18 protein-coding genes are annotated in these 25,760 nt (G+C 59.9%); 9 read left to right on the top strand and 9 right to left on the bottom strand.

The features are described 5' to 3' along the window. Positions 1-13: 13 nt before the first annotated feature. A complete protein-coding gene (locus ACWGZX_RS18550) occupies positions 14-1,597 on the bottom strand; it encodes a peptide chain release factor 3 (RefSeq protein WP_452624921.1) in 1,584 nt (527 codons plus the stop codon). 455 nt (positions 1,598-2,052) lie between these two features. Here ACWGZX_RS18550 and ACWGZX_RS18545 point away from each other — a divergent pair, with 455 nt between their 5' ends. The 5 genes from ACWGZX_RS18545 (at position 2,053) to ACWGZX_RS18525 (ending at position 7,131) form a co-directional block, all read left to right on the top strand. After that, positions 2,053-2,769 (top strand): ABC transporter permease, encoded by a 717-nt coding sequence (locus tag ACWGZX_RS18545; protein WP_452624920.1) that lies wholly within the window; start codon positions 2,053-2,055, stop codon positions 2,767-2,769. Positions 2,770-2,789: 20 nt separating this feature from the next. Then, positions 2,790-3,683, top strand: a complete 894-nt coding sequence (locus ACWGZX_RS18540) for a glycine betaine ABC transporter substrate-binding protein (protein WP_452624919.1) — start codon at positions 2,790-2,792, stop codon at positions 3,681-3,683. 9 nt (positions 3,684-3,692) lie between these two features. Then, positions 3,693-4,346 (top strand): ABC transporter permease, encoded by a 654-nt coding sequence (locus tag ACWGZX_RS18535; protein WP_452624918.1) that lies wholly within the window; start codon positions 3,693-3,695, stop codon positions 4,344-4,346. Then, positions 4,343-5,500 carry an osmoprotectant ABC transporter ATP-binding protein OsmV gene (locus ACWGZX_RS18530; RefSeq protein ID WP_452624917.1) on the top strand — a complete coding sequence of 386 codons (1,158 nt, stop codon included), beginning with the start codon at positions 4,343-4,345 and terminating at the stop codon, positions 5,498-5,500. The genes ACWGZX_RS18535 and ACWGZX_RS18530 overlap by 4 nt, the downstream gene beginning before the upstream one ends. A 467-nt stretch (positions 5,501-5,967) precedes the next feature. Further along, positions 5,968-7,131, top strand: coding sequence for a type III PLP-dependent enzyme (locus ACWGZX_RS18525; RefSeq protein WP_027924486.1), 1,164 nt, complete (start codon positions 5,968-5,970; stop codon positions 7,129-7,131). A 57-nt stretch (positions 7,132-7,188) separates the two neighbouring features. Here ACWGZX_RS18525 and ACWGZX_RS18520 read toward each other — a convergent pair whose 3' ends face one another. Together ACWGZX_RS18520 and ACWGZX_RS18515 are read right to left on the bottom strand one after the other, a co-directional pair. Then, complete coding sequence (locus ACWGZX_RS18520) at positions 7,189-7,956, bottom strand: tetratricopeptide repeat protein (RefSeq protein ID WP_452624916.1); 768 nt, start codon at positions 7,954-7,956, stop codon at positions 7,189-7,191. Then, positions 7,953-8,633, bottom strand: a complete 681-nt coding sequence (locus tag ACWGZX_RS18515) for a Fe2+-dependent dioxygenase (protein WP_223516415.1) — start codon at positions 8,631-8,633, stop codon at positions 7,953-7,955. The genes ACWGZX_RS18520 and ACWGZX_RS18515 overlap by 4 nt, the downstream gene beginning before the upstream one ends. Positions 8,634-8,841: 208 nt before the next feature. On the opposite strand from ACWGZX_RS18515, the gene ACWGZX_RS18510 reads away from it, so the two are divergent. Both ACWGZX_RS18510 and ACWGZX_RS18505 read left to right on the top strand, forming a co-directional pair. After that, on the top strand, positions 8,842-11,166 hold the full coding sequence (locus ACWGZX_RS18510; protein WP_452624915.1) for a TonB-dependent receptor: 2,325 nt from the start codon (positions 8,842-8,844) through the stop codon (positions 11,164-11,166). Between the two features lie 230 nt (positions 11,167-11,396). Next, positions 11,397-13,925 carry a PepSY domain-containing protein gene (locus tag ACWGZX_RS18505; RefSeq protein ID WP_452624914.1) on the top strand — a complete coding sequence of 843 codons (2,529 nt, stop codon included), beginning with the start codon at positions 11,397-11,399 and terminating at the stop codon, positions 13,923-13,925. A 144-nt stretch (positions 13,926-14,069) separates the two neighbouring features. On the opposite strand, the gene ACWGZX_RS18500 is transcribed toward ACWGZX_RS18505, so the two are convergent. The 4 genes from ACWGZX_RS18500 to ptsP all read right to left on the bottom strand — a co-directional run bounded on the left by ACWGZX_RS18500 (position 14,070) and on the right by ptsP (position 21,330). Beyond that, positions 14,070-15,611, bottom strand: coding sequence for an alkaline phosphatase D family protein (locus ACWGZX_RS18500; RefSeq protein WP_452624913.1), 1,542 nt, complete (start codon positions 15,609-15,611; stop codon positions 14,070-14,072). A 165-nt stretch (positions 15,612-15,776) separates the two neighbouring features. Continuing rightward, positions 15,777-17,516: a PTS fructose-like transporter subunit IIB gene (locus ACWGZX_RS18495; protein WP_452624912.1), complete on the bottom strand. Its 1,740-nt coding sequence runs from the start codon at positions 17,514-17,516 to the stop codon at positions 15,777-15,779. A gap of 11 nt (positions 17,517-17,527) precedes the next feature. Continuing rightward, positions 17,528-18,469 (bottom strand): 1-phosphofructokinase, encoded by a 942-nt coding sequence (gene pfkB, locus ACWGZX_RS18490; protein ID WP_223516405.1) that lies wholly within the window; start codon positions 18,467-18,469, stop codon positions 17,528-17,530. Beyond that, positions 18,469-21,330 (bottom strand): phosphoenolpyruvate--protein phosphotransferase, encoded by a 2,862-nt coding sequence (gene ptsP, locus ACWGZX_RS18485; protein WP_452624911.1) that lies wholly within the window; start codon positions 21,328-21,330, stop codon positions 18,469-18,471. The genes pfkB and ptsP overlap by 1 nt, the downstream gene beginning before the upstream one ends. A gap of 282 nt (positions 21,331-21,612) precedes the next feature. Here ptsP and cra point away from each other — a divergent pair, with 282 nt between their 5' ends. Together cra and ACWGZX_RS18475 are read left to right on the top strand one after the other, a co-directional pair. Continuing rightward, on the top strand, positions 21,613-22,608 hold the full coding sequence (gene cra / locus ACWGZX_RS18480) for a catabolite repressor/activator (protein WP_452629032.1): 996 nt from the start codon (positions 21,613-21,615) through the stop codon (positions 22,606-22,608). Between the two features lie 3 nt (positions 22,609-22,611). Beyond that, positions 22,612-23,388, top strand: coding sequence for a TatD family hydrolase (locus ACWGZX_RS18475; protein WP_452624910.1), 777 nt, complete (start codon positions 22,612-22,614; stop codon positions 23,386-23,388). On the opposite strand, the gene ACWGZX_RS18470 is transcribed toward ACWGZX_RS18475, so the two are convergent. After that, positions 23,389-23,778, bottom strand: coding sequence for a hypothetical protein (locus ACWGZX_RS18470; protein ID WP_452624909.1), 390 nt, complete (start codon positions 23,776-23,778; stop codon positions 23,389-23,391). It lies immediately after the preceding gene. A 162-nt stretch (positions 23,779-23,940) separates the two neighbouring features. Beyond that, on the bottom strand, positions 23,941-24,645 hold the full coding sequence (locus tag ACWGZX_RS18465; RefSeq protein ID WP_411741848.1) for a methyl-accepting chemotaxis protein: 705 nt from the start codon (positions 24,643-24,645) through the stop codon (positions 23,941-23,943). Positions 24,646-25,760 lie beyond the last annotated feature (1,115 nt).

The raw sequence follows: 25,760 nt of genomic DNA, 5'->3' as shown, positions 1-25,760 counted from the left end.
TTCGACTCAGCGCTTAATGATGCTCACGCGTCGCACGGAATTTCACGTCCGGCCAGCGCTCTTCCATCAACGCCAGGTTAACCCGGGTCGGGGCCAGGTAGGTCAGGTGACCACCGCCGTCGACTGCAAGGTTTTCCACGGCCTTGATCCGGAACTCCTCAAGCTTCTTCTTATCGTCGCAATCGATCCAGCGCGCGGAATAAACGGTAATCGGCTCGTAGGAGCACTCAACCTTGTATTCCTCTTTCAAGCGGCTGGCGACCACATCGAACTGCAGCACACCCACGGCGCCGAGGATGATGTCGTTGCTGCGTTCCGGGAAGAACACCTGGGTCGCGCCCTCTTCCGCCAACTGCTGTAAGCCCTGACGCAGTTGCTTGGATTTCAGCGGATCACGCAGGCGTACGCGACGGAACAGTTCCGGGGCGAAGTGCGGGATACCGGTGAAGCCCAGAACTTCGCCTTCGGTGAAGGTGTCGCCGATCTGGATGGTGCCGTGGTTGTGCAAACCGATGATGTCGCCGGCAAACGCTTCTTCCAGTTGCTCACGCTCGGAGGAGAAGAAGGTCAGCGCGTCGCCGATCCGCACGTCTTTGCCGGTGCGCACGTGACGCATCTTCATGCCTTTTTCGTACTTGCCGGAGCAGATACGCATGAAGGCGATGCGGTCGCGGTGTTTCGGGTCCATGTTCGCCTGGATCTTGAACACGAAGCCGGCGAATTTCTCTTCGATCGGTTCTACGGTGCGCTCGTTGGCAACACGGGCCAGCGGTTTCGGCGCCCAGTTGACCACGGCGTCGAGCACGTGATCGACACCGAAGTTACCCAATGCAGTACCGAAGAACACCGGGGTCAGTTGACCGTCGAGAAATTCCTGCTGATTGAACTCGTGGCAGGCGCCCTGCACCAGTTCCAGCTGATCGACAAAGCGATCGTACTCGTCGCCCAAATGCGCGCGAGCTTCATCGGAGTCGAGCTTCTCGATGATTTTCACATCGGTACGCTCGTGGCCGTGACCGGCGGTGTACACGATGATGTAGTCGTCGGCGAGGTGGTAAACGCCTTTGAAGTCGCGGTAGCAACCGATCGGCCAGGTGATCGGCGCGGCCTTGATCTTCAGGACCGCTTCGATTTCGTCGAGCAGTTCGATCGGGTCGCGGATGTCACGGTCGAGTTTGTTGATGAAGCTGACGATCGGCGTGTCACGCAGACGGCAAACGTCCATCAGCGCGATGGTCCGTGGCTCTACACCCTTACCGCCGTCGAGAACCATCAAGGCCGAGTCCACCGCAGTCAGGGTGCGGTAGGTGTCTTCGGAGAAGTCTTCGTGGCCCGGGGTGTCGAGCAGGTTGATCATGTGATCGCGATACGGGAACTGCATGACCGACGTGGTAATCGAGATACCACGCTGCTTTTCCATTTCCATCCAGTCGGAGGTGGCATGGCGGTCGGACTTGCGAGACTTCACCGTGCCCGCAATCGCAATCGCCTTGCCCATCAGCAAGAGCTTCTCGGTGATGGTGGTTTTACCGGCATCGGGGTGGGAAATAATGGCGAAAGTGCGGCGTTTCGCGACTTCGGCGGCCTGTTTGGTCATGGGAAATCGCCTGGCAGGTGATTCAAAAAAGGGCGGCGAGTATAGCGCAAACCGACTGTCACGGACCACCGCTCGTAGGCCCACCGAACACCGCATCACTCCGTAAGAGCCGGCTTGCCGGCGAAAGCATCACCCCGGTGTATCGGACAGACCGAGGGGTTCCCATCGCCAGCAAGCCGGCTCCTACAGGTACGTGGTTGGGCATCAAGGGTGGCTATCTGCTGTTAAATATGGAACCTTTTAAAAGGTGCAGACGTCCACTCCCCTGTTACGGCACTCGTATCAGGGGCTGAAAAATCAGCAAGTTAGCCTGACGAGGCTGCGCTTATGGCTCGATTTCATGCGGTTGTATCAGCATGAAGAGCTGCTTCTCGCGAACGTTGATTTTCCCGGCAGCCAGGAATGGACAGCCACACGGGACTGCGTTCGCCGACAAAGAAAAAAGGAGTCCGCCTGTGGCTATTCGCTATGGCAAAGGGCTAATAGGAGGAGCGGTTGTCGTCGCCCTTCTGGCCCTGCTGGTCCACTGGATTGGCATCAACACGATCGAACATTACCGCGACGATTTGTTGTTTTACCTGCAAGCTCATCTGATTCTCGTCCTCGCTTCCATGCTGGCCGCCCTTGTTGTGGGCATCCCCGCCGGCATCTTCCTCAGCCGCCCGACCATGGTGGGACGCGCTGAACGCTTCATGCAGCTCTTCAACATCGGCAACACCGTGCCGCCTCTCGCCGTACTGGCCATCGCCCTGGGCATCCTCGGCATCGGCAGCGGCCCTGCAATCTTCGCCCTGTTCCTCGCCTCGCTGTTGCCGATCGTGCGCAACACCTATGAAGGCCTGAAAAACGTACAGGGTTCACTGAAAGAAGCCGCCGTAGGCATCGGCATGACCCCGACTCAAGTGCTGTGGCGGGTCGAATTGCCGAACGCGGTGCCGATCATCACTGGCGGCGTGCGCGTGGCGCTGGCGATCAACGTCGGCACGGCACCGCTGGCATTCCTGATCGGCGCCAATAGTCTGGGCAGCCTAATTTTCCCCGGCATCGCCCTGAACAATCAGCCGCAACTGCTGCTCGGCGCGGCCTGCACCGCCCTGCTGGCCTTGCTGCTCGACGGTCTGGTGACACTCGCCAGTCGCCTCTGGCTCGAACGCGGCTTGCGCCCGTCTTAAGCCTCGGCAAAGGAAACCTCATGAAAAGTATTAGCTTGTTACTAGGCTGCGTCCTGCTGTTCGCAGGATTTGCCCAAGCCGCTGAAAAACCGCTGATCCGCATCGGCGCCCGGGTGTTCACTGAACAAACCCTGCTGGCGGAAATTACCTCCCAATACCTGCGCACCAAGGGTTACGACACCCAAGTGACCGGCGGTCTGGGCAGTAACCTGGCCCGCAGCGCCCACGAAAGTGGCCAGCTGGATTTGATGTGGGAATACACCGGCGTGTCGCTGGTGGCTTACAACCATGTCACCGACAAACTCGACAGCGCTCAGTCCTACGCCAAGGTGAAAGATCTCGACGCGAAAAAAGGCCTGATCTGGCTCACCCCGTCGAAGTTCAGCAACACCTACGCCCTGGCCCTGCCGGAAACCACCGCACAGGCTTACCCGCAGATCAACACCATCAGCGAGCTGAACACGGTGTTGCAGGCTGAGCAAAAGGACAATCATCTGGTGGCGCTCGACACTGAGTTCGCCAATCGTTCCGACGGGCTGGATGGCATGGTCGACCTGTACGGCATGAACCTGAACCGCAACAACATCCGCCAGATGGACGCCGGGCTGGTCTACACCGCCCTGCGCAACGGCCAGGTGTTTGCCGGTCTGGTCTACACCACCGACGGTCGCTTGAACGCCTTCAAGCTGAAACTGTTGGAAGACGACAAGCACTACTTCCCCGACTACACCGCCGCGCCGGTGGTGCGTCAGGTTTACCTCGACGCCCACCCGAAACTCGCCGAAGAACTCAAGCCGCTAGCCGAACTGTTCGATGACGCCACCATGCGCCAGCTCAACGCACGGGTCGATGTCGATCACGAAAGCCCGTCATCCGTTGCCGCAGATTTCCTGCGCCAACACCCCATCAACTAAGGAAAAGCCATGGAATTTCTAAACGCCTTTTCCCATCTCGACTGGCCGTTGGTGTTGCACCTGACGTGGCAGCACATCACTTTGGTCGGCATCGCCGTGACCCTGGCGATTCTGGCTGGCGTGCCACTGGGCATTCTGATGACGCGTTTCCCGACGCTCGCCGGCCCGCTGCAGGCGAGCGCCACGGTGCTGCTGACCGTGCCGTCAATTGCCCTGTTTGGCCTGCTGCTGCCGTTCTACTCCAAATTCGGCCAAGGCCTGGGGCCGATGCCGGCGATCACGGCAGTATTTCTGTACTCGCTGCTGCCGATCATGCGTAACACCTACCTCGCCCTCACCGGCGTCGAACCGGGTATTCGCGAAGCCGCGCGCGGCATCGGCATGACCTTCGGCCAGCGCCTGCGCATGGTTGAACTGCCGATTGCCGTGCCCGTCATTCTGGCCGGCGTGCGCACCGCCGTGGTCATGAACATCGGTGTCATGACCATCGCCGCGACCATCGGCGCCGGTGGCCTCGGTGTCCTCATTCTCGCTTCCATCAGCCGTAGCGACATGTCGATGCTGATCGTCGGCGCCGTGCTGGTCAGTCTCCTGGCCATCTTCGCCGACCTGCTTCTGCAATGGCTGCAACGCACGCTGACTCCAAAAGGACTGCTCAAATGATCGAACTTCAAAACCTCAGCAAGACCTTCCAAAGCAACGGCAAGGATGTGAAAGCCGTGGACTCGGTAAGCCTGACCGTCAATGAAGGCGAAATCTGTGTGTTCCTCGGGCCATCGGGCTGCGGCAAAAGCACCACGCTGAAGATGATCAACCGCCTGATCAAACCGACCTCGGGCAAGATCCTGATCAACGGCGAAGACACCACCGACCTCGACGAAGTGATCTTGCGTCGCAACATCGGCTACGTGATCCAGCAGATCGGTCTGTTCCCGAACATGACCATCGAAGAAAACATCACCATCGTTCCGCGCCTGCTGGGCTGGGACAAACAGAAATGCCACGACCGCGCCCGCGAGTTGATGAGCATGATCAAGCTCGAACCCAAGCAGTACCTGAATCGCTACCCGCGTGAGTTGTCCGGCGGTCAACAGCAGCGGATCGGTGTGATTCGTGCACTGGCAGCCGATGCGCCACTGTTGCTGATGGACGAACCGTTTGGCGCGGTCGACCCGATCAACCGCGAAATGATCCAGAACGAGTTTTTCGAGATGCAGCGCGCGCTGAACAAGACCGTGATCATGGTCAGCCACGACATCGACGAAGCGATCAAGTTGGGCGACAAGATTGCGATCTTCCGCGCCGGCAAACTGTTGCAGATCGATCACCCGGACACCCTGCTGGCGCACCCGGCGGATGATTTCGTCAGCAACTTCGTCGGCCAGGACAGCACCCTCAAGCGTCTGTTGCTGGTGAAAGCCGAGGATGCGGCGGACAACGCGCCGTCGGTGAGCCCGGAAACGCCGGTGGCCGAGGCGCTAGAGTTGATGGACGAACTGGACCGTCGTTATGTCGTGGTCACCTGTGCTGACAACAAGGCACTGGGCTATGTACGTCGCCGCGATTTGCACCGTCAGACCGGGACTTGTGCGCAGTATCTGCGTGAATTCAATGCCACGGCGGCGTACGACGAGCATTTGCGCATCCTGCTGTCGCGCATGTACGAGTTCAATCGTTCGTGGCTGCCAGTGATGGATGCCGAGCGGGTGTTCCTGGGTGAAGTGACGCAGGAGTCGATTGCCGAGTATTTGAGCTCTGGCAAGTCCCGTGGGGGCAAGACCAGTATTGTTTCGCCAGCCGAGACTGCGTTGGCCTGATCTGACGCCATCGCGGGCAAGCCTTGCTCCTACGGGATTGGTGTCGTGCAAACGAAATTGGCACGCCACAAAACTTGTAGGAGCAAGGCTTGCCCGCGATTGGGGGCACCACAAATCCCTCTGACACCCCTCAAATACCCATCCAACGGGAACATCACACTGTCATGCAGGTCGGTTACATCAGTAGCTGTCAGGGACCGCACGACGGAACCGTGTAAAAACGCGACATTTTTTGTTGATCTCAAGCCCCTCACGCCCTAAAGTTCGCGCCGAACGTCCATGCTGGAAACGATCCATCCGGCTCAAGTACTGACGACGAGACAGCAAGGCCAAGGGAAAGCACCGATTCCCATGGCCTTTTTGCTTTCGGCGACATGCCTTGGGAAGTAGGCGAACCAAAGTGGGGATACGGAGGACGTTCATTTGCACCCATTGTTAATTTCAGTTTGCCAGTAGGAGTTCCCAGCATGTCGATCAACGTCGAAGACTATTTCGCGCGCGATACCTTCAACAAAATGAAGGCCTTCGCCGACAAACAAGAAACCCCGTTCGTGGTGATCGACACCGCGATGATCAGCCAGGCCTATGACGACCTGCGCGCCGGTTTCGAATTCGCCAAGGTCTACTACGCGGTCAAGGCCAACCCGGCCGTCGAAATCATCGACCTGCTCAAAGAGAAAGGCTCGAACTTCGACATCGCGTCGATCTATGAGCTCGATAAAGTGATGAACCAGGGCGTCGGCCCGGATCGCATCAGCTACGGCAACACCATCAAGAAATCCAAAGATATTCGCTACTTCTACGAGAAGGGAGTGCGTCTGTACGCCACCGACTCCGAAGCCGACCTGCGCAACATCGCCAAGGCTGCACCGGGTTCGAAAGTCTATGTGCGCATCCTCACCGAAGGCTCGACCACTGCCGACTGGCCTTTGTCGCGCAAATTCGGTTGCCAGACCGACATGGCCATGGACCTGCTGATCCTCGCCCGTGATCTGGGCCTGGTGCCTTACGGCATCTCGTTCCACGTCGGCTCACAGCAGCGCGACATCAGCGTCTGGGACGCCGCCATCGCCAAGGTCAAAGTGATCTTCGAGCGCCTGAAAGAAGAAGACGGCATTCACCTCAAGCTGATCAACATGGGCGGCGGCTTCCCGGCCAACTACATCACCCGCACCAACAGCCTGGAAACCTACGCCGAAGAAATCATCCGTTTCCTCAAGGAAGACTTCGGTGACGACCTGCCGGAAATCATCCTCGAGCCGGGCCGTTCGCTGATCGCCAACGCCGGCATCCTGGTCAGCGAAGTGGTGCTGGTTGCGCGTAAATCCCGTACCGCCGTCGAGCGCTGGGTGTACACGGATGTGGGCAAGTTCTCCGGTCTGATCGAAACCATGGACGAAGCCATCAAGTTCCCGATCTGGACCGAGAAGAAAGGCGAGATGGAAGAAGTGGTCATCGCCGGTCCGACCTGCGACAGCGCCGACATCATGTACGAAAACTACAAGTACGGCCTGCCGCTGAACCTGGCGATCGGTGATCGTTTGTACTGGTTGTCGACCGGTGCTTACACCACCAGTTACAGCGCGGTTGAATTCAATGGCTTCCCGCCGCTGAAGTCGTTTTACGTGTAAGCGCTACCGCAGAAATCAAAAAGCCCATGACGTGTCATGGGCTTTTTTGTGTCTGCGTTACAGCGGTGTCAGTTGCCGCTCAAGTTCGATAACACGTTGGGCATATTCGGGTGCCAGTGCGCGAAATTGTGGATTCTCAGCGTTTGACAAGCTCTTGCTCGCGACTCGCAGGAAATTCAGATTTCCACCGGCCAATGCCTTATGCAACCAAGCCAACGCCTCTTCGGCCTTCCCTTGCTCGGCCAGCACAGCGGCATAACTGAACTGCCCACGGAAATCCCCACCGACCGCCGAACGTCGATACCAGTCGCGAGCCGCTGCCGGAGCTGCGGGACACACCCGCCCTTCTTCCAGATAGCGCCCCAACAGGTTCATTGATTTCGCGTGACCCAATTCAGCCGCGTGGCGATAGAGATTAAACGCTTGTGCCTGGTCTTCGACCACTCCTCGCCCGGTGGCCAGCAGGTTGGCGTAGTTGTACATCGCCCAATCGAGCCCCCTCTGCGCCGCGATTCGGTAATGCCGTGCGGCAACCGAAGCATCCGCCACACAACCCCACCCATGCTCATGACAACGCCCGAGCATGTTGCGCGCCATCAGGTGCCCGCCATGCGCGGCGATCACGAACCAGCGCAACGCCAACGTCTGATCCTGTGCGATGCCGTTCCCATCCAGCAGAATCTGCCCCAGCAAGGCCTGAGCATCGAGTACGCCTTCGCGAGCAGCCATCAAAATCGCTTGGGCTGCGCGCGCCGGGCTTTCCTCCAGCATGACCTTGAGCGAATCACCGTCGAGGACTTCCTCGCGGCGCAGTTGATAACTCATACCTCGACCCAGCGGCGAAGCAAGTTGTGATAGGTGCCGGTGAGGCGAATCAACGAAGGGTGATCCGGCATGTCCTGCGTCAACTGCTGGATCGCCCCGTCCATCTCGAACAGCAGCGCGCGCTGACTGTCTTCGCGCACCAGACTTTGCGTCCAGAAGAACGAGGCGTAACGCGTGCCACGTGTGACGGCGTTGACCTTGTGCAGGCTGGTGCCGGGATACAAAACCATGTCCCCCGCCGGCAGCTTCACGCGTTGCGTGCCGAAGGTGTCCTGGATTTCCAGTTCACCGCCGTCGTAGTCCGCAGGCTCGCTGAAGAACAGCGTCGCCGAAAGATCGGTGCGCACCCGCTCGATGCTGCCCTTGGGCTGGCGTACGGCATTATCGATATGAAAATCGAAACTGCCGCCGGCGGTGTAGCAGTTCAGCAATGGAGGAAAAACCTTGTGCGGTAACGCGGCTGACATGAACAACGGATTTTTCCACAGCCGATCGAGCATCGCCGCCCCCACTTCCTTGGCCAGTGGATGACCTTCAGGCAGCTGTAGATTGTGCTTGGCCTTGGCCGACTGATAGCCGGCGGTGATCTTGCCGTCCGCCCAATCGGCCTGTTCCAGAGCCTCACGAATGCGCTGCACTTCTTCTTTCGCGAACAAGCCGGGAATGTGCAGCAGCATGGCAAAGACACCTGAAACCAAAGGAGCGCTAATGGTATTGATTCTTATTGCTTCTGTAAAACCCTCACGACGGACGAACCACCAAAAACCGTAAGGTTAAATTGTAAAGAATGTAAATTCTTCGCGAATAATAACGTTTCGCAATTGATACCAATACACGTCTACCCTATATTCCGCGGCCTCAAATCCTTGGGGAGGGGAATTCAAAATGTCGCGTCAACAACCACACGTACCGGTCAGTTCACCACGCTTGCTCGCATCGGCCATTGGTATGGCAATTACAGCCGGCTCAGCGGGCCACATGGTTTTCGCGGCAGAAAAAGCCGACGAAAAAGCACCGAGTAATGTGCTTTCGCTGGGCGCTACCGCCATCACTGGCGAGGCTCAGGACGAGACATCCTACAACGTCGTAAAAGCCTCCTCGCCCAAGTACACCGCGCCGCTGGTCGACACCCCACGTTCGATCACCGTCATCCCGCAACAAGTCATCAAGGACACGGGCGCTCTCAATATGCAGGACGCGCTGCGCACCGTTCCCGGCATCACCTTCGGTGCCGGTGAAGGTGGCAACCCGCAAGGCGACCGTCCGTTCATTCGTGGTTTCGACGCGCAGGGCGATACTTATCTGGACGGTGTGCGCGACACCGGTTCGCAGAGCCGCGAGATCTTCGCCGTCGAATCGATTGAAGTCAGTAAAGGCCCGAACTCGGCCATGGGTGGCCGTGGCGCTGCTGGCGGCACCATCAACCTGGTGAGCAAAAAGGCTCACTTGGGCAACTCGTTTGATGGTGGTTTTACCTGGGGTTCGGACCAGACCCAGCGTTACACCGTGGACGGCAACTATCAGTTCAACGACACCGCCGCAGGCCGTCTGAACCTGTTGAGCCACGAAAGCAACGTCGCTGGCCGTGACAGCGTCGACTACGACCGCTGGGGCGTCGCGCCATCGCTGGCTTTCGGCCTGGGCACTGACACCCGCGTCAACCTCGATTACTACCACCTGGAAAATAACGACACGCCGGATTCGGGCATTCCTTACTCCATTCCGGCTGCAGGTTCGGCTGCCCGCACTAAATCCAACCCGGACAAACCGGACGACGGCGGCGACAGCACAAACTTCTACGGCCTCAATGACCGTGACTTCCGCAAGGGCCGCACCGACACCGCGACCTTTACCATCGAACACGATCTGAACGACGCGATGACCGTCAAGAACACCTTGCGTCACGGTTCCAGCATGCAGGATTACATCCTGACCCAGCCGGACGACAGCAAGGGCAACGTCAACAATGGCACCGTCTGGCGTCGGGCCAACACCCGGGTCAGCAACACCGAGACCACGACTAACCAGACCGATCTGTTTGGTGACATCTACATCGCCGGGTTCAAGAACAGCTACGCCACCGGCATCGAGTACACCCACGAGGAGAGCCAGAAATCTTCGTACAACGTCAACACCGACACTACGCCGCTGACGACAACGCCTCCTCCAAGCTTCAACTGCAACCCTGCGATTATCGGCGCACCAAGCGGTTACAACTGCACCTCGCTGTCCAACCCGAACCCGAACGATCCATGGAACGGTGCGATCTCGCGTAACTATGCCGGCACCGACACCAAGGCCAACACGTACGCGATGTATGTGTTCGACACCCTGGAGTTGTCCCAGCAGTGGTTGTTGAACATGGGTCTGCGTTACGACCATTTCGACACCGACTACAAAACCTTCAACGGTTCGAGCGTGACCACGTCCAAGGGCGATGACACCAGCGAATTCGTCACCGGTCAGTTCGGCGTTGTGTACAAACCGGCGGAAAACGGCAGCATCTATGCGTCCTACGCGACGTCTGCCACGCCACCGGGCAACACCCTGGGTGATGGTGCGGAAGGCAACCCGTTGGGTGGCACACCGGATCGCAACGGCAACCTGCTGAAAAGCGACATGGAACCGGAAACCACCAAGAACTACGAAATCGGTACCAAGTGGGACCTGATGAATGATCAGCTGTCGCTGACCGCCGATATCTTCCGCACCGAAAAAGATAACGCCCGCGTTCAAGTCAACACAACGACGTTTGAAAACGTCGGCAAAACCCGCGTTCAAGGTGTCGAGCTGTCGGCCACCGGCAGGATCACCGACAAATGGCAGGTGTTCGCCGGCTACGCCTACATGGACAGCGAGCAAATCGACGGCGGCCCGCTGGGTGCAGTCAACGATGGCAACGAACTGCCTAACACGCCGAAAAACAGCGCCAGCGTGTGGACGACCTATCAGGTCATGCCGAGGCTGACTGTCGGTGGCGGTGCGTTCTATGTCGACGACGTATTCGGCAACGTGGCCAACACCACCATGGTTGAATCCTACGTTCGTTACGACGCAATGGCGGCCTACAAGTTGACCAAAAACATCGACCTGCAACTGAACGTGCAGAACCTGACCAACGAAACGTATTACGACAAAGCCTTCTCGACCCACTTCGCCAACCAGGCGCCGGGCCGTACGGCATTGCTGAGCACTAACTTCCACTTCTGATCAATGTGGGAGCGAGCTTGCTCGCGAATACGGTGTCTGTCGCACTCAATCTATTGCGGCTCACATAGCCTTCGCGAGCAGGCTCGCTCCCACATAGAGTGGCCGGCAAAACGCCAGGCCCCGTTCATCTACATGAACGGGGCTTTTGTGCGTAAAAAAGAATGCTTCTCGACAACCCACGGCATAATACGCGCCGTGATGACACTTTTTGAACGAACAAGGCGAGCGACGTGTTGAAGAAAACCCTGTTCCAGTTGCACTGGTTTTTCGGCATCAGCGCCGGGCTGGTCCTGGCCCTGATGGGCATCACCGGGGCAACGGTATCGTTTCAGGATGAAATCCTGAGTGTGTTGAACCCTTCCGTGTTGCAGGTCGAGAAGCAGGTTGCTGGCGTCCTGCCGCCCGTCGAACTGGTCGAGCACATCGAAGACGCGTCCGGCAAAAAAGTCTCGATGCTCTTCGTCGAGACCGACAGTGGCAATGCGGCCAAGGTGTTTTTCACGCCTCCACCGGGCCAACGCCGTGGCGAGATGCGCTACTTCGATCCGTACACCGCCGAGTTCATGGGCGACGCCACCGGCCAGGATTTCTTCGGCTTCGTGCTGCAACTGCACCGTTTTCTCGCCATGGGCGACACCGGTCGCAACATCACCGGCGCGTGCACGCTGATTCTGGTGTTCTTTTGCTTGTCCGGTCTGTACCTGCGCTGGCCGCGCCAGTGGAAAAGCTGGCGTGCCTGGCTGACCCTGGACTGGAAGAAAAAGGGTCGTAGCTTCAACTGGGATTTGCACTCGGTGGCCGGCACCTGGTGCCTGGTGTTTTACCTCTTTGCGGCGCTGACCGGGTTGTCCTGGTCGTATGAGTGGTACAACAAAGGCCTGACCCGTTTGCTGTCCGACGCACCGCAAAACGAGCGCGCGCGCGGTGGTCGCGGTCCTGCGCCGAGCGGTCCGGCACCGACCGCCGACTACGCGGCGATCTGGAGCAGCGTCTACAGCGCCGCGGGCCCGGCACTCAGTGCTTACAACGTCCGTATGCCGCCAGTGGCCGGTCAGCCGGCGACCGTGTTCTACCTGCTGAAAACATCCCCCCACGACCGTGCCATGAACCAGATCACCCTCGATCCGGTGACCGGCATCATCAAGCAGCATGATCGTTACAGTGACAAGAGCCTCAAGGCGCAATGGCTGACCAGCATTTATGCGCTGCACGTCGGTAGCTACTTCGGCATTGTCGGGCGAATCATACTGACGATTACCGCGCTGACCATGCCGTTGTTTTTCGTCACGGGCTGGTTGCTGTACCTGGATCGTCGGCGCAAGAAAAAGCAAATCAAGGACGCACGCAAAGGCCTCGAACAACCGGGCAGCGATGCGCCGGCGTGGCTGATCGGCTTCGCCAGCCAAAGCGGTTTCGCCGAGCAACTGGCGTGGCAGACAGCGGGGCAATTGCAGGCCGCCGGACTGCCGGTGAACGTGCAGCCGCTGGCGAGTGTCAGCGAACAGGATTTGCTGGATTCCAGTAATGCGCTATTCGTGGTCAGCACCTTCGGTGATGGCGAAGCGCCGGACAGTGCCCGCGGGTTCGAACGTAAGGTGCTGGGTCGGGCGTCGAGCCTGCAAAGCCTGAACTATGCGGTACTGGGCCTCGGTGATCGCCAGTATCAACACTTCTGCGGCTTCGCCCGACGCTTGCACACCTGGTTGGGTGAGCATGGCGGCAAGACTTTGTTCGCGCCGGTGGAAGTCGACAGCGGCGACCCGTACGCTTTGCGTCACTGGCAGCAACAACTGGGCCTGTTGACCGGGCAAACACCGGTCGACACCTGGCAAGCACCGAGTTACGACAACTGGACACTGACCCGCCGCGACTTGATGAACCCGGACAGCAGCGGTTCGCCCGTGTACTTGCTGGGTCTCACCGACCCGTCTACCAGCAGTTGGCTGGCCGGTGATCTGGTGGAAGTGCTGCCGCGTAATTGCCCGTGGGCCATCGATCACTTCCTCGATGGCCTGGGGATCGACGGTCGTGCTTCGGTGGCGTTTGATGGCTTGTCACAACCTCTGGAGCAAGCGCTCGCCACGCGCCAGCTACCGGAAAACAGAGCCCACCTGGTCGGCCTGCATGCTCAGGCATTACTCGATGCATTGGTGCCATTGGCCATGCGCGAATACTCCATCGCCTCGATTGCGGCTGACGGCATTCTGGAACTGATCGTGCGTCAGGAAATGCACGCCGACGGCAGCCTGGGCATCGGCTCCGGCTGGCTGACCGAACACGCACCCGTGGGCGGTACCATCAGCCTGCGAGTGCGGCGCAACAGTGGATTCCATCTACCGGCCGAGCCGGTGCCGATGATCCTGCTGGGCAACGGCACCGGCCTGGCTGGGCTGCGCAGTTTGCTCAAGGCGCGGATTGCCGATGGGCAGCAACGGCATTGGCTGTTGTTTGGCGAACGTAATCGGGAACACGATTACCTGTGCCGCGATGAGCTGGAGGAGTGGTTGATTTCGGGCGATCTGGAGCGACTCGACCTGGCGTTCTCACGGGATCAGGCCGAGAAGATTTATGTGCAGGATCGACTGCGTGAGTCAGCGGATGAGCTGAAGAAATGGCTGGCTGATGGCGCCGTCATCTACATCTGCGGCAGCTTGCAAGGAATGGCATCGGGTGTCGATCACGTGCTCAACGAAGTGCTCGGGATTGCTGAGGTAGATCGCCTGATCGAACAGGGCCGCTACCGCCGCGACGTCTACTGACACCACCAATCTCCCTTGTGGGAGCGAGCTTGCTCGCGATGACGGTTTAACATTCAACACATCTGTTGGTTGTTGTACCGCAATCGCGAGCAAGCTCGCTCCCACATTGGTTCAGTGGTGGATCAAAGAAAGTGCGCAGCCCTCTCAAACCGGCTGCACCTTCTGCTCAAACACACTAACCCCATCCAGATCCCGCAACACCACCCTCATCTCCCCTGTCTGCCCGTCAATGTTCACCTCGCCAAAGAACTGAAATCCGGCAAACGGCGAGGCGTTCTGCGTAGGCGATGCCTTTTCGAATACCACCTCAGGCCCGAACGTCATATCCAGCGAATCCGGCCCAAAACTCCCTGCGTTCAAGGGCCCTGCGACAAACTCCCAAAACGGCTCAAAGTCCTGGAACGCGGCACGATCCGGGTGGTAATGATGAGCCGCGCAGTAGTGCACATCCGCCGTCAAAAATACGAAATTTCGCACTTGCTGCGCCCGCAAGAATCCCAACAGTTCAGCGATTTCCAGTTCACGTCCTTGGGCCGGTCCCGGATCACCATTGGCCACCGCTTCCCACCGCGTCACGCCGGGGCTGACCTCACCGTCGGGCGCGCCAAGGCCAATCGACATGTCGGCGGCGATGACTTTCCACTGCGCTCGCGAGCCTTTCAATGCCTGCTTGAGCCAGTCCAGTTGCTCACGGCCGAGAAAGGGTTTGGCAGCGCCGAGGTTGTCATCGTTAGCGCCGCGATAACTGCGCATGTCGAGCACAAACACATCGAGCAGCGGCCCATAGCCGAGCTTGCGATAAATCCGCCCGCCGTTGTCGGCGCTCTGCAAGCGCATCGGTGCATATTCGAGCCAGGCCTGACGCGCGCGGCCCACCAGGCTGTGGATATCTTTCTCTTGATAACGCATATCGAGTTGCTTGCCCGGCGACCAGTTGTTCACCACCTCGTGGTCGTCCCATTGCCAGATCTGCGGCACCTCGGCATTGAAGCGGCGGATGTTTTCGTCCATCAGGTTGTAGCGGTAATTGCCCCGAAAATCGTCGAGGTTTTGCGCGACCTTGCTCTTGGCTTCGCTGGTGATGTTGCGCCACACCCGACCGTTTTCGGTGGTCAGTTGCGCAGGTACCGGGCTGTCGGCGTAGATCGTGTCGCCGCTGTGGATAAAGAAGTCCGGCAGACGCAAACGCATGGCTTCATAGATGCGCATGCCGCCGATGTCCGGGTTGATACCGAAGCCTTGGCCGGCGGTGTCGCCACTCCAGACAAAACGAATGTCACGGCGGGTTTGCGGCACGCTGCGCAAATGGCCGAACCAGGGTTCGCTGGCGACACCGCTTTGAGCGTCCTCGAAGGTCACGCGATAGAAAATCGCCTGATCGGCGGGCAACCCGGTGAGTTCGACACGCGCAGTGAAATCGGTGCGGGCATCGGCCAGCGGCGAGACAAATCGGCGCGGGTTACTGAACAGGCTGCGGGTATCCCATTCCACGACCATCCGCGCCGGGCGGTCGCTGCGGCTCCAGACCATCGCCCGGTCACCCAGCACGTCGCCGGACTGCACACCGTCGGTGAGCTGCGGACGATCCTTGACCGAGGCGATCACGGCCGGCGCAAGCCCCGGCAACAGCAGCCCGGCACCCACCGCCTGCATGACACGACGGCGACCGAGGTCGAATTCGCTCATGGCGTTCTCCCTGAAACGGAAAAACATAAATGACTGTGACACGCCCCCTGTAGGAGCCGAGCTTGCTCCGGGCGGCGTTCCGACGATGACGGTTTAAAATTCAACGAAAATGCTGACTGTTGCACCGTCATCGCGAGCAAGCTCGGCTCCTACAGGGGTTTGGTGTCAGGCGCTGGCGGGCTCTAGCGCCAGTTCGACCGCCTCAGGCCGTTTGAGCAGCGCATACGCCACTGCCGTCAGCAAACTCCCGGCGACTATCGCCAGCAGATACAACAGCGCATGGTTGATCGCATTCGGGATCGCGAGCACAAACAAACCGCCATGCGGCGCCATCAGTTTGCAGCCGAAATACATCGACAATGCCCCGGCCAGCGCGCCACCGGCAATGCTCGCCGGGATCACCCGCAACGGGTCTTTCGCAGCAAACGGAATCGCCCCTTCAGAGATGAAGCACAACCCCAGCACCAGCGCCGCCTTACCGGCTTCACGCTCAGTTTGGGCAAACTTGCGTCGCGCGATGAACGTGGCGATGCCCAGGCCAATCGGCGGCACCATGCCGGCAGCCATGGTCGCGGCCATCGGTGCATAACTCTGCGAAGCCAGCAGCCCGACCGAGAACGCGTAAGCCGCCTTGTTGATCGGCCCGCCAAGGTCGACGCACATCATGCCGCCCAGCAACACACCGAGCAGAATCGCGTTGGTGGTGCCCATGCTGTCGAGGAAGTGCGTCAGCCCTTCGAGCATCCCGGCCACCGGTTTGCCAACCACGTAAATCATCACCAGACCGGTGAACAGGCTCGCCAGCAACGGGATGATCAGAATCGGCTTCAGTGCCTCAAGACTTTGCGGCAAACGCGCGTAGCGGTTGATCGCCTGAGCGGCATAACCGGCGATGAAACCGGCAATGATCCCGCCGATAAAACCGGCCCCCAGGGTGCTCGCCAACATACCGCCGATCATCCCGGGCGCCAGGCCAGGCCGGTCGGCAATCGAGTAGGCGATGTAGCCCGCCAGCAGCGGCACCATCAATTTGAACGCAGTCTCACCGCCAATCTGCATCAGCGCTGCCGCGAGCGTGCCCTGCTCCTTGAACGCGGTGATGCCGAATACAAAGGACAAGGCAATCATCAACCCGCCCGCCACCACCATCGGCAGCATGAATGACACGCCGGTCAGCAGGTGTTTGTAGACTCCCGTCTTCTCTTGCTTGGCCGGGCCTTTGGAGCCGATGGCCGCAGTTTCCTGCCGACCTTCGGCCAGCGCTTTGTTCAGCGTCGCTTCGGCGTGTTTCAGCGCAGTGCCGGTGCCGCAGCGGTAAATCTTCTTGCCGGCGAAACGCTCGGTGGCGACTTCGATATCACAAGCCAACAGCACCACATCGGCATCGGCAATCACCGCCGCGCTCAACGGATTGCGCGCGCCGACCGAGCCCTGGGTTTCTACTTGCAGGTCATAACCCAGACGCTTGGCCGCTTGTTGCAAGGCTTCAGCGGCCATGAACGTGTGTGCGACGCCGGTCGGGCATGCGGTGACCGCGACCAGTCGTGGCGCGTTTTTCGTGGGGGCGACGGGCTCGGCGACCACTTCGGGGGCAGCGTACATCTGAGCTTCTTCAGCGCCGCGTCGCAGCACCGCTTCAACATCTTGCAGGGCTTGCGCCGGGGTGCTCTGGTAAACGCGCTTGCCGACAAATCGAGTCATGTCCACCGGCGCGCTGGTCACCAGCAACACCCACTCGGCGCCCTCGATTGTGGCCGCCGACAGTTGCCGCTCCGGATGCGCCGCATCCACCACTTCGACGCAGGTCATCCAGCCCTGACGCTGAGCCGCCGCATCGAGCAAGCGTGCGCACAGCACACTGGTAACCATGCCGTTCGGGCAGGCCGTAACAATGGCTAACTTCATCACAAACCCTCTTATTGTTCTGTCAGGACGCGCACGCGCACACCCTGTTCGAGCTGCGCCAATTGCGCGGCATCGCCGATGCCGAAACCGATCTGGGTGACCGCCATCGCGGCAATCGCCGTGGCGGTGCGCAGGGTCTGTTCTGGCGTATCGGCGCTGAGCAATCCATGCAGCATGCCGGCCAATAACGAATCGCCCGCGCCCACCGTGCTGGCGACGCTGACCTTGGGCGGCGTGGCATGCAGCGCCGAACCGACACTGAACCAGTTCACGCCATCAGCCCCGTGCGAAATCACCACGTGCTCGATGCCTTGAGCGTGCAAACGGCTCGCAGCTTCGGCCTGTGCCGCAACCGAAACGACCTCGCAGTCCAGCACATCGGCCAGCTCTTCGGTGTTCGGTTTAATCAGCCACGGTCCGGCCTTGAGCGCCACACGCAACGCTTCACCGCTGGTGTCGAGGGCGACGTTCAACCCGAGTTTTTTCAGGCGCACAATCAACGCCTGCAACCAGTGCGCACTAACGCCTAGCGGCAAGCTTCCGGCGACGACGACCACATCATGACCTGGCGCAATCTGCACGAGCCGGTCAAACAACGCCTGCTGCGCGGCTTCACTGACCCTCGGCCCCGGACCGTTGAGGTCGGTGATGCGCCCGTCGCTTTCCGCCAGTTTGATGTTGCTGCGAGTCTCGCCGGGAACACGGATGAACGCGTCGACAAAACCGCGTTTGGCAAACAGGGTTTCGAACGCCTGAAGATTGTCCTCCCCGAGGAATCCGCTGACGGTCACCTGATGACCTAGGTCCGCCAGCACTTGCGCCACGTTCACGCCTTTACCGGCGGCGTGGGTGTGCATGGCATCGCTGCGGTTGACCTGACCGGGCACCAGGCGCGGCAACTGGACGGTGAGATCCAGCGCCGGGTTGAGGGTCAGGGTTAAAATCCGGGCCATTACAGAGCCTCCACTAATGCGCGCACTTCATTGGCGCTGCCCACGGCCAGGGCCTGTCGGGCGAGAATTTGGGTCTGGGCGAGGCTGAGTTCACGAATGCGCGCCTTGACCTCGGCAATGCTGCGGCCCGACACGCTGAGTTCGTCCACACCGAGTCCGACCAACACCGGCACCGCCAGCGGATCGGCCGCCAGTTCGCCGCAGACACCGACCCATTTGCCATGGGCATGCGCCGCGCGCACGGTGATGTCGATCAGTTGCAGCACCGCCGGGTGCAAGCCGTCGGCCTGGGCGGACAAGGTCGGATGACCACGGTCGATGGCCAAGGTGTATTGAGTCAGGTCGTTGGTGCCGACGCTGAAGAAATCGACCTCTTTGGCCAGCACCGGCGCCAGCAAGGCGGCCGATGGCACTTCGATCATGATCCCCAGTTGCAAGTCGGCGACCGGAATTTCCAGACGCAAGCGTTCAGTCATGTCCCGCGCCTGACGCCATTCATCGACGCTGCCCACCATCGGAAACATGATCCGCAGCGCACGGTTGTCGGCGGCCCGCAGCAAGGCGCGCAATTGCGCTTCCATGATTTTCGGGCGTTGCAGTGTCAGGCGAATGCCACGCACGCCGAGGAACGGATTTTCTTCCTTGGCGATGGGCCAATACGGCAGCGGTTTGTCGCCACCGACGTCGAGGGTTCGCACCACCAGCGGCCGACCGGCCAAGCCGTCGAGGACGCGGCGGTATTCGACTTCCTGAGTGGCCTCGTCCGGCGCCTGCGAGTGGGCCATGAAAATCAGTTCGGTGCGCAATAAGCCAATGCCTTCGGCGCCCTGCTCCACCGCGCTGGTGACGCCCGCGCTTTCGCCAATGTTGGCAAACACTTCGACCGCGTGACCGTCGGTGGTCAGCGCCGGTTGATGACGTAGTTCTGCGGCCACTTTCAGGCGCTGTTCGCGGGTATCGCGCTCTTCGGTGGCGCGCTGCAAGGTCAGCGCATCAGCGTCCACATGCAGGCGGCCGCGCTGGCCGTCAATCAGCAATGGCGTACCCGGCGCCAGCAGCAACACGGCCGCCCCGGCACCGACCAGCGCCGGAATACCCAGCGCTCGAGCGACAATGGCGCTGTGGGCTGTCGCGCCGCCGCGAGCAGTGAGAATGCCGGCGACGCGAGCCGGATCGAGACGCGCCACATCGGACGGCCCCACTTCGTCCATCACCAGAATGTAAGGCTGGTCCGGCTCGCTCGGTGTTTCGACGCCGCTCAATTGCGCCAGCACGCGCCGGCCGATGTCGCGTAAATCAGCCGCACGCTCGGCGAGCAACGCATCCTGCAACGATTCCTGTTGTTTGGCCGCCGCTTCGATCACCGCCATCCACGCCGCCTCGGCGCTTTCGCCTTGCTTGAGGCGGGTGTCGACTTCATCGGTCAGTTCCGGGTCGTCGAGCATTTCCTGGTGGGTGATGAAAATCTCGCGGATGGCCTTGGACTTGCTGCGTTCGATCAAGCCGTCGATGTCGCGACGCACCTGCGCCAATGCGTGTTTGAGACGCTCGCGCTCTATGCCGGCAGACTCACCGCGCAGCGGATAATCGATGATTGGCAGCACCTGAATATGCGCCGGGCCGATGGCAATGCCCGGGGCCGCGGCGATGGCTTGAACCACACTGCCGGACGCCGGGGCGAGCAGCACTTCGGCCTCATCGGCGACTTCTTCGCGCTGTTGGCTCACCGCCGGCAATGGCTCGACCTCTTCACCGAGGCCTTCTTCGATGGCAGCCAACAGGGCCGGCAAGGCATCGGCGGCAATGCTCGGTTCGGCAACGAATTCGAGCACCTGGCCCCGATGGGCGCCGAGGCTGAGCAGTTTGCTCAAGCTTTTTACCGACACCGCGCTGTCCTGGCCGTCGACGATGCGTACGCGAATTTCACCTTCAAAACTTTTCGCTAGTTGCGCGAGGATCTTCGCCGGGCGCGCATGCAAACCATGGGCGTTGGCCAGGGCGATGCGCGCGCTAGGCCAATCCGCCGGCAGTTCGCCGCCGAGGACTTCGAGCACTTTACGGCTGCTGGTGGCGCGTCCCAGTTCGTGCCCGCGACCCTCAATCAGCAACGCACATAGACGTTCGAGCAAGGCCTGATGGGCTTCACCGAGGCTGGCCAGGCAGAACAGGCCGCTGAGCGGCTGGCCGAGGTAGCGTATCGGTTTGTCTGGGGTGACGAAGGCCAGGCCAGGGCGCTTGACCGTTTGCTCGCTGTGCAACCACCACAAGCCGTCGCCCAGCGGCAACGCTTCGACCTGTTGCAACACGGCGGAGAAACCGTTGCTCACGCAATCGGCCTGGCGCAGCAAACGTGCACCGCGCCAGACCAGTTCTTCGAAGTCATCGGCGGACACACCCAGGCCAATCATCTGTGCATCCAGCGCCAACTCCTGCGGCGCGCCTTGCAGCAGTTTCAACAAGGCTTCGGCGGAACTCGCACGGCGCAAGGCCTGGCCCAGATCGGTTTCGCCGAGGGCGCGGGTCAACAGTTGCAACAAACGCAAATGCTCATCGGACTTGGCCGCGATACCGATCGCCAGGTAAACGATCTGGCCGTCCCCCCAATCCACGCCCTCGGGGAACTGCATCAGCCGCACGCCGGTGGAAAACACCAGGTCGCGGGTTTGCGGTGTACCGTGGGGGATGGCAATACCTTGTCCGAGAAAGGTCGAGCCCTGAGCTTCACGCGCCTGCAAACCGGCCAGATACCCCTCGGCAACCAAGCCATCGGCGACCAGATGCTCGGCCAATAGCTGTAACGCAGCGGACTTATCCACAGCCGACTGGCCCATGGAAATCTGCTCTATGGTGAGCTCGAGCATGCTTTCTCCTTTTTGGCGTCTGATGACGCCAGGTATTGTTTTGAATGAATCAGCTTAGGCGCCTGATCTTCACTTTTGGCGGTTTCACGGCAGAACCGGCCAAAGGTACTTACAGCCCCGAAAATACGCCTGCTGAAACGTTTAATCTAGAATACTTGTCACGTTACTCGATAATGCCTCATCCTTGAAGCCCAACTTGTCGGATGTGCTTGGACATTAGTTGTCTGCCTGATTCGGGTAGGATTGGCGAAAATGTCGGCCGAAAAACAAGGAAACCCCGAGTTGAAACTCAGTGATATCGCACAGTTGGCCGGTGTATCCGTTACCACCGCCAGTTATGTCATTAATGGCAAGGCCGAACAGCAACGCATCAGCAGTGCCACTGTCGAGCGCGTACGCGCGGTCGTCGAACAACACGGCTTTACGCCCAATCCTCAAGCGGCCGGGTTGCGCAGTCGGCACACGCGCACCTTGGGTTTTATTCTGCCGGACCTGGAAAACCCCAGTTACGCACGAATCGCCAAACTGCTGGAACAAGGTGCCCGGGCGCGCGGTTATCAGTTGCTGATCGCCAGTTCCGACGATGCGCCGGACAGTGAACGGCAATTGCTGCAACTGTTCCGTGCCCGGCGCTGCGATGCGCTAATCGTCGCCAGTTGCCTGCCGACGGGTGATGACAGCTATCGCCAGTTGCAGGCCAAAGGTATTCCGATCATCGCCATCGACCGGGTCATGGAGCCCGAGCATTTCTGCTCGGTGATCAGTGATGACCGCGAGGCCAGCCTGCACTTGACCCGCAGTCTACTGGACCCGTTGCCCAAGCAGATCGCCTTGATCGGCGCGCGCCCCGAGTTGAGCATCAGCCAGGAACGCGCAGCCGGCTTCAAACAAGCGCTGGACGGGTTCCAGGGCGAGGTATTGATCGAGCACGGCGAGTCGTTCAGCCGCGAGTGCGGCAAGCAGTTGATGGAAGAAATGCTCCAGCGTCTGGGACATCTGCCGAATGCTCTGGTGACCACCTCCTACGTGCTGCTTCAGGGTGTGTTCGATGCCTTGCACGACTATCCGCTAAAAACCCGTCCGTTGCGCCTGGGTACGTTCGGCGACACGCAGTTGCTGGACTTCCTGCCGCTGCCGGTCAACGCCATGGCTCAGCAGCATCAGTTGATCGCCGATAAAGCCCTTGAACTCGCACTGGCCGCCATCGAGCAGTCCGATTACCAACCCGGCGTGCAGGCCATCGCGCGGACTTTCAAGCAGCGTATTCACCAGGACTGAACCGTGGAGCTGATCGACAGCCACACTCATCTGGATTTTCCGGATTTCGACGAGGACCGTCAGGCACTGCTGGCCGAAAGCCGCGCCCTGGGCGTGCAGCGGATGGTGGTGTTGGGGGTTTATCAGGCAAATTGGCAGCGAGTCTGGGAGCTGGTGCAAAGTGATCCCGACTTGCATGCTGCATTCGGTTTGCACCCGGTGTATCTGGAGGACCATCGACCTGAAGATCTACAGGAACTCGGTGACTGGCTGACGCGTCTGGCCGGCCATCGGCAGCTGTGCGCAGTGGGCGAGATCGGTCTGGATTACTTCATCGAAACCCTCGACCGAGAGCGCCAGCAGGCGCTGTTCGATGCGCAACTGCAGCTGGCGGTGGACTTCAATCTGCCGGCGCTGATTCATGTGCGGCGCAGCCATGCGGCGGTGATTGCCACGCTGAAACGCTTTCGATTGAAACGAGCAGGGATCATCCACGCCTTTGCGGGCAGCAAGGAAGAAGCTCGCGAGTACATCAAGCTGGGTTTCAAACTGGGTCTGGGCGGCGCCGCGACCTGGCCACAGGCGCTACGGATGCACCGTGTGCTCGCTGATTTGCCGTTGGAGTCCGTGGTGCTGGAAACCGACTCACCGGATATGGCGCCGGCCATGTTTCCCGGTCAACGCAACAGCCCGGCGCACCTGCCGGCGATCTGCGCGGCACTGGCGCAGATAATGGCGATCAACCCTGAGCAATTGGCCGCCGCCAGCACGGCTAATGCTTGCGAGCTGTTCAACTGGTAATCAGTCGGCGTGGGCCTTGGCGGCTTCCAGAATCAGCGTGAGATGATGCCGGTCCCGGGCGAACTGATTGACGAGGAAGTAGACCAGAATCGCAATCAGCGAAAAATTCAGCTGTTCGACCACGCTGAGCATTCCGATCCATTCCATGACCAACGCCACCAGGACCGCGGTGCACACCATCACCAGGGTGCTCGCCCGGAGCATGGCAATTGAGTCGAGAGACTTGAAGCGCTTGATCTGTTTCGGGTCGATCAACTGCAAGGCTTTATGGCAGTGAGTACAGGCGAACGACTCGTTGATTGCAATGGCGTTGAGTTGCCAGGCTTCGAGCACACAGGTACATCCGCAATGGGCGCATTGCCCCTGGATTCCGATGGTTGCGACAGACATAACCGTGCCTCCTCATGGCAAGCCTGAGTGAATGATCCTCCTTCATTGAAGACGAAAAATCAGAGCACTGAGGACAACAGGCCATTATCTGCCCGAAAAAAGAAAAGTACTACAAATCGTGTGCGAAACCTGTAGGAGCGAGCCGACTCCCACATGGGTTCTTTACACCCGAAACGCGCTGATCAGGTGCTTGAGTTCCACCACCTGAGCCGACAACGCACGGCTGGCATCCTCGGTCTGGTGCGCCCCCTCTGCGGTGCGCTCACCGGCACGGTTGATCTCGACAATGTTCTGATCGATATCGTGGGCGACGGCGGTCTGCTGCTCGACAGCAGCAGCGATTTGCTGGTTCTGGTCAACGATCATGCCAACGGCGCCGAGGATGTTTTCCAGCGCCTGCTGGACCTTTTCCGACTGTCCGACCGTGCCGTCAGCCACCTGATGGCTGATGCCCATGGCTTTCACCGCCGCACCGACTCCGCTGTGGAGCTTGCTGATCATCTGTTCGATTTCTTCGGTCGATTGCTGGGTGCGTTTGGCCAGCGTCCGGACCTCATCGGCCACCACCGCAAAACCACGCCCCTGCTCTCCGGCTCGCGCAGCTTCAATGGCCGCGTTAAGGGCCAAAAGATTGGTCTGTTCAGCGATGCTTTTGATCACTTCCAGCACGCGGCTGATGGACTGGCTGTCGCTGGCCAGTTGATTGATCACCAGCACCGACTGATCGATCTCACTGGCCAATTGCGCGATGCTGCCCTGCTGGGACGCCACCAACCCGCGACCGTTGATGGTCTCGTCGTTGACGCTGTGGGCGCTGCTGACCGCAGCAGCCGCACTGCGCGCCACCTCAAGGGAGGTGGCCGACATCTGGTTCATGGCCGTGGCGACCTGCTCGATCTGCGTACGCTGCCCGGCCACCGCCTGGTTGCTCTGGGTAGAAACACTTTGAACCTGCCCGGCCTGACGCTCGACCTCATTCACGGTCTTCCCGACGCGCTCGATCAGGTCATGGATTTTCTTCACGGTGCCGTTGAACACCTCGCCCAACTCGCCAAGCTCATCGCGGCTTTCAGCGCGGAAGGTCACCGTCATGTCGCCGGCAGCGACCGTGTCCATCATTTCGCCAAGCCGCTTGAGGGTGGTGCGGGTTGAAGCATAGAAGCCGCCGTAAAGGTAGAAAATCAGCACAAACACCACCGACAGCGCCACGGCCTGCAAGACCATGTGGGTGCGGTTTTGCTCCAGTCGCTGCTGCAACTGGGTGCCGAGGAACTTCAGTGTGGCTTCGTTGAGTTGGTAAGTTTGGTCCATCAGGCCGGTGACCTGATCGTAAAAGCTCTGCCAGGGTGTATCGAGTGTGTCCGCCATCACCACTTTTTCTTCGAACAGCTCACTGGCTTTTTTCAGCGAGGCCTTGCTGCTATCAGCTTGCGCAGCCAGGGTTTCGCGCGCCGCCTTGCTGGAGCCCAAGGTGTCCTGCAACCTCAAGCCGTATTCGCCCTGAAGCTTTTCGATCTGCGCCAACAGCTCATCAAATCGAGTGCTCGACGCAGAGTTGATAAAGCCTTGCCCCAGCGAAAAGGAACCCATCGCCCGGCCTTCGCCCAAAAGTTGGGTCACACGCGGAGTGACGTTGGTGATCAGTTCACTCAGTTGACGCATGTCACTTTGGCTGTCGCGACTGAGGCCGGCCTGAGTGGCGATAATCTGGCTGAAAATTTGCGCGTTGCCGAGCAGTTTTCCGATCATGCCACTTTTGCTTTGCAGGGAGGTTTCCGCTTGCTGGGCTTTGAACGCGGCGATCATTTCATCGCGTTTGCCGTCGAATGCCGTGATCTGCTCCGGATCAGTGGTCATCGCCGTCAGCCCTTGCAGGCGCGCGAGGATGCTTTGCTCCAGCGCGCCGATCTTCGACTCGACATTGCCGGCCTTACCGGACTGGCCGAGCGTGACGTTGATCTGTACCAGATTGTTCAGGGTTT

This window comes from Pseudomonas sp. CLCA07, assembly GCF_053615335.1.
This window is presented reverse-complemented; position numbering and strand designations above follow the sequence as displayed.